The 14289-nt window shown below is 47.1% G+C and carries 17 protein-coding genes; 5 read left to right on the top strand and 12 right to left on the bottom strand.

Annotated features, from left to right (window positions below; all coding sequences use genetic code 11):
• Positions 1-120 precede the first annotated feature (120 nt).
• The 8 genes from L2713_RS06385 to L2713_RS06350 form a co-directional block, all read right to left on the bottom strand.
• A complete protein-coding gene (locus tag L2713_RS06385; RefSeq protein ID WP_248967320.1) occupies positions 121-1968 on the bottom strand; it encodes a DUF885 domain-containing protein in 1848 nt (615 codons plus the stop codon).
• 418 nt (positions 1969-2386) lie between these two features.
• Positions 2387-3544, bottom strand: a complete 1158-nt coding sequence (gene hemW / locus L2713_RS06380) for a radical SAM family heme chaperone HemW (protein ID WP_248967319.1) — start codon at positions 3542-3544, stop codon at positions 2387-2389.
• On the bottom strand, positions 3544-4161 hold the full coding sequence (gene rdgB, locus L2713_RS06375) for an RdgB/HAM1 family non-canonical purine NTP pyrophosphatase (protein ID WP_248967318.1): 618 nt from the start codon (positions 4159-4161) through the stop codon (positions 3544-3546). The genes hemW and rdgB overlap by 1 nt, the downstream gene beginning before the upstream one ends.
• A gap of 160 nt (positions 4162-4321) precedes the next feature.
• Positions 4322-4756, bottom strand: coding sequence for a DUF4426 domain-containing protein (locus L2713_RS06370; protein ID WP_011621977.1), 435 nt, complete (start codon positions 4754-4756; stop codon positions 4322-4324).
• A gap of 68 nt (positions 4757-4824) precedes the next feature.
• The gene (yggU, locus tag L2713_RS06365) at positions 4825-5115 is read right to left on the bottom strand and encodes a DUF167 family protein YggU (RefSeq protein WP_011621978.1); all 291 of its coding nucleotides are present in this window, start codon (positions 5113-5115) and stop codon (positions 4825-4827) included.
• Positions 5115-5663: a YggT family protein gene (locus L2713_RS06360; protein WP_248967317.1), complete on the bottom strand. Its 549-nt coding sequence runs from the start codon at positions 5661-5663 to the stop codon at positions 5115-5117. Before L2713_RS06360 ends, yggU begins: the two co-directional genes overlap by 1 nt.
• Before the next feature lie 75 nt (positions 5664-5738).
• Entirely contained in the window at positions 5739-6557 is an 819-nt protein-coding gene (proC, locus tag L2713_RS06355; protein WP_086904529.1) for a pyrroline-5-carboxylate reductase, read from the bottom strand.
• A gap of 224 nt (positions 6558-6781) precedes the next feature.
• Positions 6782-7498 (bottom strand): YggS family pyridoxal phosphate-dependent enzyme, encoded by a 717-nt coding sequence (locus L2713_RS06350; RefSeq protein WP_248967316.1) that lies wholly within the window; start codon positions 7496-7498, stop codon positions 6782-6784.
• 35 nt (positions 7499-7533) lie between these two features.
• On the opposite strand from L2713_RS06350, the gene L2713_RS06345 reads away from it, so the two are divergent.
• The 4 genes from L2713_RS06345 to hemH all read left to right on the top strand — a co-directional run bounded on the left by L2713_RS06345 (position 7534) and on the right by hemH (position 11456).
• Positions 7534-8571 carry a type IV pilus twitching motility protein PilT gene (locus L2713_RS06345; protein WP_011716282.1) on the top strand — a complete coding sequence of 346 codons (1038 nt, stop codon included), beginning with the start codon at positions 7534-7536 and terminating at the stop codon, positions 8569-8571.
• 9 nt (positions 8572-8580) lie between these two features.
• Positions 8581-9693, top strand: coding sequence for a PilT/PilU family type 4a pilus ATPase (locus L2713_RS06340; protein WP_011621983.1), 1113 nt, complete (start codon positions 8581-8583; stop codon positions 9691-9693).
• Between the two features lie 176 nt (positions 9694-9869).
• On the top strand, positions 9870-10403 hold the full coding sequence (locus tag L2713_RS06335; protein WP_248967410.1) for a glutathione peroxidase: 534 nt from the start codon (positions 9870-9872) through the stop codon (positions 10401-10403).
• A gap of 69 nt (positions 10404-10472) precedes the next feature.
• Positions 10473-11456 (top strand): ferrochelatase, encoded by a 984-nt coding sequence (hemH, locus tag L2713_RS06330; protein WP_248967315.1) that lies wholly within the window; start codon positions 10473-10475, stop codon positions 11454-11456.
• A gap of 61 nt (positions 11457-11517) precedes the next feature.
• Here hemH and ruvX read toward each other — a convergent pair whose 3' ends face one another.
• From ruvX to L2713_RS06310, 4 genes are all read right to left on the bottom strand, one after another.
• Entirely contained in the window at positions 11518-11943 is a 426-nt protein-coding gene (ruvX, locus tag L2713_RS06325) for a Holliday junction resolvase RuvX (RefSeq protein WP_011621986.1), read from the bottom strand.
• 30 nt (positions 11944-11973) lie between these two features.
• Positions 11974-12537 (bottom strand): YqgE/AlgH family protein, encoded by a 564-nt coding sequence (locus L2713_RS06320; protein ID WP_011621987.1) that lies wholly within the window; start codon positions 12535-12537, stop codon positions 11974-11976.
• Between the two features lie 68 nt (positions 12538-12605).
• Positions 12606-12935 carry a stress response translation initiation inhibitor YciH gene (gene yciH / locus L2713_RS06315; RefSeq protein WP_011625632.1) on the bottom strand — a complete coding sequence of 110 codons (330 nt, stop codon included), beginning with the start codon at positions 12933-12935 and terminating at the stop codon, positions 12606-12608.
• A gap of 149 nt (positions 12936-13084) precedes the next feature.
• The gene (locus tag L2713_RS06310; protein ID WP_011716287.1) at positions 13085-13399 is read right to left on the bottom strand and encodes a hypothetical protein; all 315 of its coding nucleotides are present in this window, start codon (positions 13397-13399) and stop codon (positions 13085-13087) included.
• 179 nt (positions 13400-13578) lie between these two features.
• On the opposite strand from L2713_RS06310, the gene L2713_RS06305 reads away from it, so the two are divergent.
• Complete coding sequence (locus tag L2713_RS06305; RefSeq protein WP_011621990.1) at positions 13579-14139, top strand: DUF4136 domain-containing protein; 561 nt, start codon at positions 13579-13581, stop codon at positions 14137-14139.
• Positions 14140-14289 lie beyond the last annotated feature (150 nt).

Genomic DNA, 14289 nt, shown 5'->3' with positions numbered 1-14289 from the left:
CCGGTGATAAATCCAATAAAAAAGCCACTTGATAGTGGCTTTTTTATTGGCTGTGATTTAACGATGTTATTCGCAAAGGCGCTCAAGGGAGGCTAGCGTTAGCCTCCCAAGGTTTTATGCTTAGGCTTTATTAACGCTGGCAATCCATTGATCGACTTGCTCTTCTAGCACATCCAAAGGCAGTGCGCCGTTAGCCAAGACTAAAGTATGGAAATCCCGGATATCAAACTTATCACCCAGTTGTTTTTCCGCCTTGTGTCTCAGTTCGAGTAACTTAATCATCCCAACTTTATAGGCTGTGGCTTGAGATGGCATAACAATATGACGCTCTACCATTTTCTTCGCATCGGATTTTGCGTTAGGGGTATTATCGACGTAATAAGCTATCCCTTGTTCGCGGGTCCATTTCTTGGCGTGGATCCCAGTATCGACCACTAAACGACAAGCTCGCCATAACTCCATCGCCAGTCGACCAAAATCGGAGTAAGGGTCGGCATATAAGCCCATCTCCTTCGGGAAAGACTCACTGTAGAGTCCCCAACCTTCGATATAGGCGGTATAGCCACCGAACTTACGGAACTTAGGAATATCCTTTAGCTCCTGTGAGATAGCGATTTGCATATGATGGCCAGGGATCCCTTCGTGGTAAGCCAGTGCTTCCATCTGGTATTTAGGCATGGCTTTCATATCGTAGAGGTTGGCATAGTAGCTACCAGGGCGAGAGCCATCGGGAGCCGGTTGTTCATAGAAAGCTTTACCCGCGGATTTTTCCCTAAAGGCTTCAACCTGTTTGACTATCATGGCTGCTTTAGGCTTAACCTTAAAGACTTCATCCAAGCGTGAGCGTATATTATCGATAAGCTTGGTAGCATCGGCTAAATATGCCGCCTTGCCTTCGGCGGTATTAGGATAATAGAACTGTGGATCATCGCGCATAAAGGTGAAGAATTCTTGCAAGGTGCCGTTAAAATTCACCTTTTTCATAATGGCGCGCATTTCATTATGGATGCGTTCCACTTCGGCAAGACCAAGTTGATGGATTTCATCCGCCGTCATGTGGGTAGTGGTCGTGCGTGCAAGAGCATTGTTATAAAACGCCTCGCCGTCGGGGAGTTTCCAAACACCATCGCGGGTATCGGCCTTGGCTTCTAAGGTTTTGATATAGGCGATAAGCGTCTTGTATGCAGGCTCAACTTGTGAGACGAGTGCTTTTTCAGCATCGGCAATCAGTTGGTTTTTTTCTGTTTCAGAGATGCCAAGAGCATTCACTTTTTTGCGAAAATCCGCCAACAACGCACTGTCTTCGCCTTTATCGAAGGGGGCGCCTTTAATGATGTTTTGGCTGTCAGAAATCACGTAACCGAACACAAATTTAGGGGCAATAATGCCTTTATTTGCGCGGATCTCAAGCGCCTGTTGCAGTTGGCTTAAGCGTTTGGGCACGCCATTTAAGCGGCTGATATAGGCCTTAGCATCGCTGACATCGGTGATCTGGTGTTGATTAATCAGGAAGGAGGCTATCATCGAGTGGCCACCATGCATCTGATTCACTGGGTAGTTATGGTAGCGCCACTGATAGTCTTTGATATCGTTATTCAGGTTTTGAGTGAGTAACGTCAGGCTTAGGCGAGTTTGTGGATCAAGCTTACTCGCATCCAGTTGATTCACTTCGGCTAGCTGTTTCTTGGTTCGCGCCAACTCACGCGCATCCGCTTCATCGCCAATGTCGTCCCACTTATCATAGTCCTGCTTTATGCCCATATAGGTTTGCGCAATGGGGCTTGCCATGATGTTTTCCATGAAGATGGTTTCAAACAAGGCGTTGGCTTTTTCTGACTCGCTTTGTGCGGCAACACTGGTACCGGCCACATTATGTGAGTCACTTAAGGTGGGCACAGCATAGGACGGCAGTGCAAGCAGGGCGGAGAGAGTAAATGCGACTAAGCTGATGTTCGTTTTTATTGGCATGATCAGGCTTCCTTAACAATGTTCAGGCAATTCTAAAGAAGCAGGGGAAAAATGTATGAATATAAATGTTAGAAAATGTGTTAGCCATAAAAGATGCTTCATCGAGAAACCTAGGCTAACACATTATTTATATGGGGAATTTAATTAGGGCGTGTTGACGTTTCAGGGTTATTTTTGCAGCAGTTTGGCTGGCTTTTATGCAAGACAAAGTCCGTGCAGTGTAGTTATTCTACATAAACGGACGATAACGCAGCAGAAACGCCAGCCAAACGCTGCCCGAAGGGTTCGTCTAGCAAGCTCGTTCTCTTTGTCACTCGTCATTTGAGTAGAATAACTACACATCATTCCTCGTTTCGCGAGCACGTGCTTGCCAGAACGAACAAAATCTAATCTCGAAACGTCAACACGCCCTAGTGAATTAACAAAATTGTGTCAGTAAATCGTTCACAAACATGTGACCTTTACTGGTTAATTGCCAATGTTCAGCCGATTCGGTCAGTAAACCCCGTTGTTTGGCCTTTTCCATTCCCTCTTTCAACGTATCTCGGTGTAAACCGGTTCTGTCTTCAAACTCTTGCTTAGGAATAGGCGTCATTAAACGCAAGCGATTCATCAAATATTCGAGAGCGCGATCTTCTTCGGCGACCTCAGTCTGCTCGAAGTTATAGTTGTCGGCAGCTAAATAACCCTTAGGGTGTTTGATTTTGACCGTGCGAATAATGCGGTTCTCTTCGGGCAAGGTCACTTTGCCATGGGCACCGCAGCCTATGCCTAAATAATCGCCAAACTGCCAATAGTTAAGGTTATGCCTGCATTGATAGCCGGGTTTGGCATAGGCAGAGATTTCATACTGCTCATAACCGAGTGCCGCTAACTTTTGTTGCCCTTGTTCGTAGATCTGCCAGAGATCTTCATCGTCGGGTAGTTGCGGCGGTTTTGAGTGGAACAGGGTATTAGGCTCAATCGTCAGTTGATACCAAGACAAATGCGGCGGATTGAGCGCCGCCGCGGTATCGATATCCGCCATGGCCTCAGCAAAACTTTGATTCGGAAGTCCGTGCATCAAATCCAAGTTAAAACTTAAATAACCCGCTTGGCTGGCTTTTTGGGCGGCGGTTTGGGCTTCGTTTTGATCGTGGATCCGCCCCAGCAGATTGAGCTTATCCTTAGAGAAACTCTGTACTCCAATGGATAACCGGGTGACCCCGGCGGCGCGGTAGGCACTAAAGTCATCGTGCTCTAGGGTGCCAGGGTTGGCCTCCATGGTGATTTCAATATCGTCACTAAAGGGAATTAGTGCATTGGCACCATCCAATATCCGTTTGATTTGATTGGCATCAAACAGAGACGGTGTTCCACCACCAATAAAAATAGTGTGTAGCTTACGGCCTTGTACTAAGTGCAAGTCTTGGCGTAAGTCAGCTAGCAGCGCATCCACATAGGCCTGCTGGGGTAATTCGCCATTTTGTCCATGGGAGTTAAAGTCGCAGTAAGGACATTTTTGTACACACCAGGGGATATGGATGTACAAGCTCAACGGCGGCAGGGTTAACTGAGGTGACACATTCACTGACATTATTGGGCGTTCCCGTCGGTAAATACGCCTTTTTCCTGCATGGCAGCAATCAGTTGCACTAAAGCTTTACCACGGTGACTCAAGGCATTTTTCTCGTCACTGCTCATTTGGGCTGCGCTGCAATCATGGTGTTCTGGAATAAAAATCGGATCGTAACCATGACCGTTGTCACCCCGTTGCACGAAATCGATTTGGCCTTCCCAAGAGGCTTGGCAAATGATGGGCGTTGGGTCCTTCGCATGGCGCATATAGACTAAAACACATTGGAATCTGGCCGTACGCGGCGCAGGATTATCCTTTAATGTGTCTAAGAGCTTTAACACATTGTCTTGATCCTTGGCATTTTCCCCCGCAAAGCGTGCAGAGTAGATGCCCGGCGCGCCTTGGAGTAAATCGACTTCTAATCCCGAGTCATCGGCAATGGCGGCAAGTCCAGTAATTTGCGCTGCATGTCTGGCTTTGATAATGGCGTTTTCGACAAAGGTTGTGCCCGTTTCGGCCACTTCGCTAACGTTAAATTGGCTTTGTGGCAGCACTTTTACGCCATAGGCGGCGAGCATTTGATCGAATTCGGCAAGTTTACCTTTATTGCCACTGGCGAGGACGATTTGTTGCATGGAATACCTATTGGATTGGGCGCTCTTGTCTGTGTGTCACTGAGTGTGAACATTGAGCGATGTCATTGGACTGTATGCGGCAATGATACCCAAGCTGAGCGGTAAAGGACAGAAAAAGGCAGGGCGATACTTGGTATCGCCCTGCCTTATGAGGTTGAGATTATTCGACGTAGAATTTTTGCTTAAACTGCAGATTGGTGTTGAGCTGATTACCGTGTTTAATGGCGATGTTGAAATTGATTTCTTGATCGTCGCGGTAAGGGACTTCGGCGATGTAATAAATCGCCTTACCCTCACGGATCTCTCTAAATTTCAGATCGATACGCGCATCGAGTAGGTTATTGGCCACGCCAGTGATTTCAACGGGCACTGCGGGCGAGCCTTCTTCACTCATATCTAATACGGCAATGTTAATGATGCCTCTGTAGCTACTGCGTTCGATGCCATAGGATTTCGCAATGCTCGGGGTTAAAAAGGTGCTGCCCAGCGCCATGTAATGAATGTCGAAATTACCGACGGTTTCTTTTTGCTCGGCATTGGCGACGCCACACAGGCTTGCAGTCAAGGCGAGCATAATAAGGAGATTACGTAACATGATGTTGTACCTTCATATGAGGGATTACTTGAGTATAGGTCGCTGGAAGGAGACTTCCAACGGTGCGTTTATTCGAGCAATGTCGCGATTTCTGCCGGAACGTTTTTGGGCGCGCTAATCCGTACCTGCTTATGACGTCCTAATTCGCCCTTAAGGATGTGAACATCGCTTTTAGGGACTTTAAAGGCCTTGGCTAAATACTTGCTTAAATGGGCATTGGCCTTGCCATCGATAGGCGGGGCGGTAATGGCGACTTTTAACTCATCACCGTGTAGCCCGACTATCTGATCGCGACTCGCTTTAGGTTGAATATACAAATTAAGCAGCAAGTCGCCTTGCTGCATAATGACTGCGCTCATTAAATCACGGCCCAAAATGGTACGTATTGCGCCAATAGCATGTTGATAAAGTTCATGCCGATAATCACCAACATCACCGACAAATCTAAACCACCAATGGGCGGAATGATACGGCGCACTGGAGCCAAAATGGGCTCTGTGAGTTGACCCATGATCATCACAATGGGGTTATAGCCTTGATTGAACCAGCTTAAGATGGCGCGAATGAGCAGCATCCAGAAGAGCAAAACGCCCGCCTGTTTGATAACAGTGACAAGCGCAAACACAAAGAACAGCACGATATCAATACCACCACCGGCGATAAGGCTTAACAGTAGTACTTTGACCATCACCACTAATAGGGCGAGTACAAATGAAGAAGTATCGAATCTTCCCATTGAAGGAATTAATCGACGCATAGGCGCGATCAACGGGTGAGTGGCTTTGACCACAAACTGACTGAAGGGATTATAAAAATCGGCACGGGCCAAGGGGAGCCAGATCCGTAATATCACCACCATCAAATATAAATCGAAGAGTGTGCTGATTAAAAAGGTTAATGCATTCATCGAGATTTCTGCCTATATGAGTCCGATTAAAAACGCCCGCGTTAAAATTGAGTGAGTCATCCAGTTATTGCTGAATTAAAAAGTGTTAGCCATTTCTTCTGCACGTTTGATGCAGTTTTCCATCGCATTTTTGACCACACCACGGAGATCCGCCGCTTCGAATGTGGCGATGGCTTGCGCCGTTGTGCCACCCTTCGAGGTGACATTCTCCCGTAAATTACCCAGCGTAAGCTCGGGATTTTGCTTTGCCATCATAGCAGCACCGAGGGCAGCTTGCTGTACTAAGCTTCTGGCTTTGGCTTCATCCATGCCCATTTGCTTGCCGGCATCAATCATAGATTCCATCAGCAGGAAGAAATAGGCCGGAGAACTACCCGCAAGGGCAATGACTTGATTAATCTCAGATTCCTCATTCACCCACACAATTTCACCGCCGCTGGACATCAAGCGTTCGGTAATGGCTTGTTGGGCATCAGAGAGGGGCTGCGGGGCGTAGAGTCCCGTCATACCGACACCGATTTGCATTGGCGTGTTTGGCATAGTGCGAACTAGTGTGATGGATTGCGCTAAATACTGGCTGTAGCGCTCTGCTTTAATCCCCGCAGCAATGGTAATGATCAGCTTGTTTGACATATCAATGCCTTGCAGTGCTTGGCAGACTTGTTCCATCAACTGTGGCTTAACGGATAATACGATGACATCGGCATCTTGGGCGGCGCTAACATTGTCTTGGGATACACGCACACCAAAGTCGGCGGCGAGGGCATCGAGTTTACCTTGGCTAGGATTGGTGGCTTGCACTAGCGCAGCAGGATAGCCGCTACGAATTAAGCCGCTGATAATACTGCGGGTCATATTGCCCGCACCGATAAAACAGATTTTTTGTTGACTCATGTGTACCCCATAATGTCTGGCCTAGGCTGAGTGGATAACATTCAGCATTAATATCATTGAATTAGCGTTATTAGGCCGGATAAAAATTTCTATTTAATGTTCTCTAACAGTATTTGGGCTTTAGCCTCTAAAAACAAGGCTAAAGCCGATAATGCTGACTCGCCTTTGGCTATCTCTGTGATTTCCCTTAGCATCAATCGTACAGATGCATTAAGCCGTAACGACTAATTGCGGGTCGTCTCTTTTGCGCCATAATCCCGTTCACCAAAGATTGCGCTGCCGATACGCACCATGGTTGATCCGCACTCAATAGCCACGTCTAAATCATTACTCATGCCCATAGAAAGCGTATCGACAGCGGGATAATGCTGCTTTAGCGTATCGAATAACTGTTTAAGCTCGCTGAGTTCGCGGCTTTGCTGCGCAGTGTCATTGGTGGCGCTGGGAATCGCCATTAAGCCCCGCAGTTGTAAATGGGGTAATAGGCTTATGCTTTGGGCTAGAGGCAGCATTTGCTCGGCATCAATACCGGATTTAGTGTCTTCATCACTGATATTGATTTGAATACACACATTGAGCGGCGCAAGGTGTGCAGGTCGCTGCTCATTGAGTCGCTGGGCAATTTTCTCCCGCGAGAGGGTGTGCATCCAGTCGAAGTGCTGGGCGACTAAGGCGGTTTTATTGGATTGCAGTGGCCCAATAAAATGCCATTCAATATCAGGGTGTGTGCCCTTTAGCGTCTCAATTTTTGTCACACCTTCTTGAACATAGTTCTCGCCAAAGCAACGCTGGCCCGCATCATAGGCTGCTATAATGTCTTCAATAGGTTTAGTCTTACTGACGGCAAGTAAGCGAATACTGTGAGGTAGGCGTGCGCATTTTTGCGCCGCTTGCGCGATCCTGCTCTGGGCGAGGGCGAGTCTGTCTGCTATTGTTGTCATGATGTAATTATCTGGTTGCAAGGATATCCCAAACTATGGAAATCACTGAGTTATTAGCCTTTAGTGTAAAACACAAAGCCTCGGATCTACACCTCTCTGCAGGGATATCTCCTATGATCCGTGTCGACGGTGAAGTGAGAAAAATTAACCTGCCTGCGCTCGATCATCAGGGTGTACACAGCCTTGTGTACGACATTATGAATGATAAACAGCGTAAGGACTTTGAAGAGCATTTAGAAATCGACTTTTCGTTCGAAGTCCCTAATTTAGCGCGTTTCCGTGTGAACGCTTTTAACCAATCCCGCGGCGCGGCGGCGGTGTTTCGTACCATTCCTAGCGAAATTTTGTCGCTTGAGCAGTTAGGGGCGCCAGAGATTTTTAAGAAAATTTCCAGCTTTCCCCGCGGCTTAGTGCTTGTTACTGGGCCTACCGGTTCGGGTAAGAGTACCACACTTGCGGCCATGGTGGATTACATCAATGAGAACCGCCACGACCATATCTTAACCATTGAAGATCCTATCGAGTTCGTTCACCAGAATAAGCAATGTTTGATTAACCAACGGGAAGTGCATCGTCATACCCACAGCTTTAACGCGGCGCTGCGTAGCGCACTGCGTGAAGACCCTGACGTTATCCTCGTCGGTGAGATGCGCGACCTTGAAACCATTCGTCTGGCGATGACTGCGGCCGAAACGGGTCACTTAGTCTTTGGTACCTTGCACACCACCTCGGCGGCTAAGACCATCGACCGTGTGGTTGACGTTTTCCCTGCTGGTGAAAAGGACATGGTGCGTACCATGTTGTCTGAATCATTACAGGCGGTTATTTCGCAAACCCTGATTAAGAAAATTGGTGGTGGCCGTGTGGCTGCCCACGAAATCATGATGGGTACGCCCGCTATTCGTAACCTTATCCGTGAAGATAAAGTGGCGCAGATGTACTCAGCCATTCAAACGGGAATGGCCCATGGCATGCAAACGCTCGAACAGTGTCTGCAAAACTTAGTGAACCGTGGCCTCATCACCCGTGAGGATGCCATGTCGAAGAGTTCAAACAAACAAGCGACGTTTTAAGGATTTATGATGGATGTCCGTCCGTTTTTAAAAGTCATGGTGGAGCGTAAAGCCTCGGACTTGTTTATTACCGCAGGGTTTCCGCCGAGCGCCAAAATCGATGGTGAGTTACGCCCGTTAGCCGAGAGTGCCTTCACGCCCGCGCAGTCTTTGGATTTTGTCGAGTCCGTGATGACCGAGGCACAAAAGAAGGAGTTTCACACCACTCGCGAGTGTAACTTCGCTTTTGCGGTTAAGGATTTAGGTCGTTTCCGTGTTAGCGCATTCTGGCAGCGTGAATCTCCGGGATGCGTTATGCGCCGGATTGAGACCAAGATCCCTGAGGTAGAAGACTTAAAATTGCCACCGATTTTAAAAGATCTGGTGATGAGTAAACGTGGTCTTATCATCATGGTTGGGGGAACGGGAACCGGTAAGTCGACCTCCTTGGCGGCGTTAGTGGGTTATCGTAATGCCCATGCCCGTGGTCACATCCTCACCATCGAAGACCCGGTGGAATTTGTGCACGACCATCGCAAAAGCATCATTACTCAACGTGAAGTGGGTATAGATACAGAATCCTTTGATGCGGCGCTGAAGAGTTCGCTGCGTCAAGCACCCGATGTGATTTTGATTGGCGAGATCCGTACTCAAGAAACCATGGAGTTTGCGCTTTCTTTCGCCGAAACGGGTCACCTCTGTATGGCGACACTGCACGCGAACAACGCTAACCAAGCGTTAGATCGGATCATGCACTTAGTACCGGAGAGTAAACACCAGCAGTTGCTATTCGACTTGTCACTCAACCTGCGTGGCATTGTGGCGCAGCAACTGGTGCCCAAAGTCGATGGCACAGGACGACGGGCGGCGATTGAAGTCTTGATCAATACGCCACGTGTCGCGAGCTTGATTGCTAAAAACGAGCTGCATTTGCTCAAAGAGACCATGGCCAAATCGAATGAACAGGGCATGCAGACCTTCGACCAAGCCTTGCTGCAACTCTATATCGATGGGGAAATCAGCTATGCCGATGCGCTTCACCATGCTGACTCGCCAAACGACTTACGTTTAATGATCAAACTGCAAAATAAAGAACCTACCAGTTCAAGCTTTATGGAAGGCGTGACCTTGGATATGGATTAATCCTGTCTGCGGTGATGTTAAAGCAGCTCCCTTGAGCTGCTTTTTTTATCGCTTAAGCCAATCGATAACTCGCTGTAGCTTTTATTTTTTTATTCAATATGATCTCTATATTAGTGAGTGACGTAATAGAGAATAACGAGTTTGCCAATCTTGGCGCGCCCAATGAGAAGGACATTATGATGAAACTCCCCTTAGTTATCTTTGCCAGCCTGTTAAGCACTAGCGCATTTGCGACAACTTGCCCGAGTTATCTTGATGTTGAAGTGCGTAAATTGCACTCGGATGAGAAGATTAATCTGTGTGAATTGACTCAGGGCAAGCCAGTGTTACTGGTCAACACCGCGAGTAACTGTGGTTACACTCCACAATTTAAGGCCCTCGAAGCGCTTCATAAAGAATACAAAGACAAAGGCTTAGTGGTGATTGGTTTCCCTTCCGATGACTTTTTCCAAGAAGAAAATGATGAAAAAGACACGGCTAAGGTGTGCTACATCAACTATGGTGTCACCTTCACTATGCTCGCGACATCGCCGGTGCGAGGCAGCGATGCTAACAGTGTATTCAAATACTTAGGAGATAAAGCAGGCTCACCTAAGTGGAATTTCTACAAGTATGTCGTCAGTGGCGATGGCAATACTGTGCAGCAGTTTAATTCTAAGGTGAAACCCGATAGTGCCGAGCTTAAGCAGGCAATAGAATCAGTGCTTTAATGCCCAATTTATTCATTTTACTCATGTTAAGAGGCTACTTTGGCTAGGTTTTCAGGATTATCAAAAGAGATGGGTCACGCAAAGCGTGGCAAAGTGGGTGTGTTGCTACTTAACCTTGGCACACCCGATGCGCCAACGGCATCGGCGGTGAGGCGTTACCTTGCCGAGTTTTTATCCGATCCTCGGGTGGTCGAAATTCCAAAACTCCTGTGGATGCTAATTTTACATGGCATAGTGCTGCGCGTACGCCCAGCCAAGTCTGCGGCGCTCTATCAGAAGGTCTGGACTGACGCGGGTTCGCCGCTGATGGATATCAGCTTGCGCCAAACCGCTAAATTATCGGAAAAATTAACGGCCGATGGGCATCAAGTATCAGTGCATTTAGCCATGCGTTATGGCAATCCTTCTGTGGCGAGCACCTTACAAACGATGCATCAACAGGGGATAGATAAGCTCGTTGTATTGCCGCTCTATCCACAATATGCAGCGCCGACAACTGGCTCGGCCTTCGATGCTATTGCAAGGGAATTAACCCAGTGGCGCTATCTACCATCGCTGCATTTTATTCACACGTATCATGATAACCCTGACTTTATTACCGCATTGGTAAACTCAATTCGTGCCGACTTTGAGCAACAGGGTAAGCCGCAAAAGTTAGTGCTTTCTTACCATGGTATGCCGGAGCGTAATCTGCACTTAGGCGATCCTTATTATTGCTTTTGCATGAAGACCACCCGTCTGGTGGCCGAGCAATTAGGGCTTACAGCGGATGAGTTTGTGATGACTTTCCAATCTCGCTTTGGTAAGGCTAAATGGTTACAACCTTATACGGATGCAACCATGCAGGCGTTGCCAAGCCAAGGTGTACGTGACGTGGCGATTGTGTGCCCAGCGTTTAGCGCCGATTGCTTAGAGACCTTAGAAGAGATCGTGGGTGAGAATGGCCATATCTTTGCGAATGCTGGCGGGGAGAAGTTCCGTTACATTCCGGCACTGAACGATAATGATGACCATATCAGCATGATGGCGAACTTGGTTAAACCTTACCTGTAAGGTTTATAAGTGCAGAAATAAAAAAGGATAGCTTAGGCTATCCTTTTGTTTTTATGAATTATTATTCACCGAAATGATTTTCAAAATAGCTTTCGACAATCAATACGGCTGACACTGCATCGACTTGACCTTTGGTGAGGGCTTTAAAGCCGCCGAGTTCAAATAGCCGAGCTTTTGCATCTGTGGTGGTCAGTCTTTCATCTTGAGTGACAATTTTAACCCCAAACTTAGCGTTCAGTCGGTTGGCAAACTTTCTCGCCCTGTGGGTCATTTCCTGCTCTGTGCCATCCATATTGAGCGGTAAACCTACGACGACTAAATCGGGTTGCCACTCTTTAATGAGTTTGCCGATTTCATCCCAATTGGGGATTCCATCGACGGCTTTAAGGGATAGCAGTGGTGTGGCGCTGGCGGTGATTTGTTGCCCTATGGCGACACCAATACTTTTTGTTCCAAAATCAAAACCTAAAACGGTTTTTGCGTTCATCTGTATATTCACCCGTCACAATAAAATCGGCTAGGCGTGGCCCGCCTGTGATGACAATTGCCAAGCATCAAAGCCGAGCGCGCGGCTCGCTTGTTGCCATCGATCCTCGTGTTTGACATCGAAGAGCAGGGCTTGGTCGGCAGGGATAGTCAGCCATGAGTTATCGGCAAGTTCTTGCTCCAGCTGGTTTTTGCTCCAACCCGCATAACCTAATGCAACGATAAATTTTTCTGGCGAGCGCTCGCTGCCAATCGCCGTTAATACATCCCTTGAGGTGGTGAGCATGAGGCCAGAGCTTAATTCTGTACTGTTGGCCCAATAGGGCTGGGATGTATGCAGGACAAAGCCTCTATCCTGGGAAACGGGGCCACCCATTAAAACCTGCGCGCCCAGTGCCAGATCGGTAGACACTTGTTCAGCGGGTAAATCCATCTGCTCGAGCAATGAGTTCACTTCAATGCCCAGTGGTTTATTAATCACTAGCCCCATGGCGCCTTTTTCATCGTGCTCACATAGATAGATGACGGTGCGCTCAAAAAAAGTGTCATCGAGCGACGGCATGGCGATTAAAAAATGGTTCTGCAAACTCTCCATTAAATGCTCCGTTCAGCCCACAGGCGTTGACCAATAGATTAAATCCAGCGGCTTAGGCTGGTGGCGTATCAACCGCCGGCTAATTTGACTTTGTAGTTTTGTTTTTCAAGCAGTAGTTTTAGTTGCTCACGATTGTCGGTTTGCACTTCGATAGTGAAATCTTTGACTGTACCACCACAACCACATTGTTTTTTAAGGGTTTGAGCCAGTGCTTTTAAGCCCGCTTCATCAAGCCCTAGGCCTGAAATGACCGAGACACCTTTACCTTTGCGGCCTTTGCTGTCTCTGTGGATACGTACAATCCCATCGGATGCAGGGATAGCTTTGGCTTCTGGCTCGGCAGTAATGCGGCCTTTATCTGTGCTGTACACTAAGGAAACGTTGGGATCTACTCTCATAAGTCATCTTTTATCTGAATATACGCCGTTTAAGTTTACCAAACTCAACGTCTTTCGGGGAGGTAAAAAAAGGCCACTGACAGAGACTGAAAGTGGCCGAAGGTCAATGCTAGCTCTTTGCAGGGAAGTAGCATGTTTAAAAAGCAGACTTAGAGATGCTGCAATACCATAGCGATTAATGCCAATGCGGTGAGTAGGGCGCAGGGCATGATAAAACGATGCAATTTAGGGAGGGCGATTAAGCAAGCGGTGGCAACAAACCCAAAGGCGGCAACCGTGGTGTAATTTACCCCGTTAGACACAGTCTCAAAGACGAGCCAACTCAATACGACTAAAGGTAAAAACAGCAGCATCATGGGGAGATGAGGTGTGAGCTTACTGTTATGGGTATCGGCTGAGACTTTTTGCGGTGCGAACCAGAAAATCGCCGATGCCACAATCAATGCGCTAATGAACCAGTACATGTTATTTATCCCTTAATCGCTTTAAGTGATAATCATTATCATTTAAAGTGATTACTGAAGTCAAGCTGAATAACACACTGCTTTTTCATCATATTGAGTTGTAGAACCGTCCATTGCTCTGTAAGCTAAATTTATTTTCGGCTTATTTGTGTTCGATGAGAACAACCAAGGAAATCATCATGAAAAATATAATTGTAGGTTTAGCCGTACTGGCACTGAGTGCCTGTAGTTCGCTGAAGTCGGGTTGGGATTTTGACCCTAGCGCCAATTTTACTCAGTACAAGACCTATGCGTGGGTCGCACAAAAGACCGATGCTTCGGGTTATCACCTCGATGGTTTAATGGATCAGCGCGTGCGAGATGCGGTGAATTCTCAGCTTTCATCTAAGGGCATGACCTTGGTCGATGCGAAAGATGCCGATGTATTAGTGAACTATCTGACCAAAATCGATAAGAAGATTAATGTCGATACCTTCAATACCAATTTTGGCTATAACCCTTACTATGGCCCAGGTTGGGGCTGGGGCGGTAACATGCAAACCCAGACCACAGTCAGAGAATACGAAGTTGGCACCCTGATCATTGATTTAGTTGATAATAAAACAGCTAAGTTAATTTGGCGTGGCTCAGTAGCTGATACTATCCGTGATAAAAATACTCCTTCGGAAAGAGTACAGCTGATCAACGAAGCGGTCGGCAGCGTGATGGCGAATTTCCCGCCAAAGCCTGAAAACAAATAATTTACTTTTAGTCTAAAAAAGCGGCCTTTTGGCCGCTTTTTTGTGGCCAAAATTTAGGCTTGATTGACGTTAAGATGAGTTTTCTGTAAATTTCTATATTTTAATTGATTATGCTTTATTAAAACTTATCAAAAAATAAGCTTAATGGAA

Source organism: Shewanella seohaensis (genome assembly GCF_023283775.1).
In the GTDB taxonomy this organism is placed as follows: domain Bacteria; phylum Pseudomonadota; class Gammaproteobacteria; order Enterobacterales; family Shewanellaceae; genus Shewanella; species Shewanella seohaensis.
The sequence above is the reverse complement of the archived record's forward strand: the minus strand, read 5'-3'. Positions and strand labels throughout refer to the sequence as shown.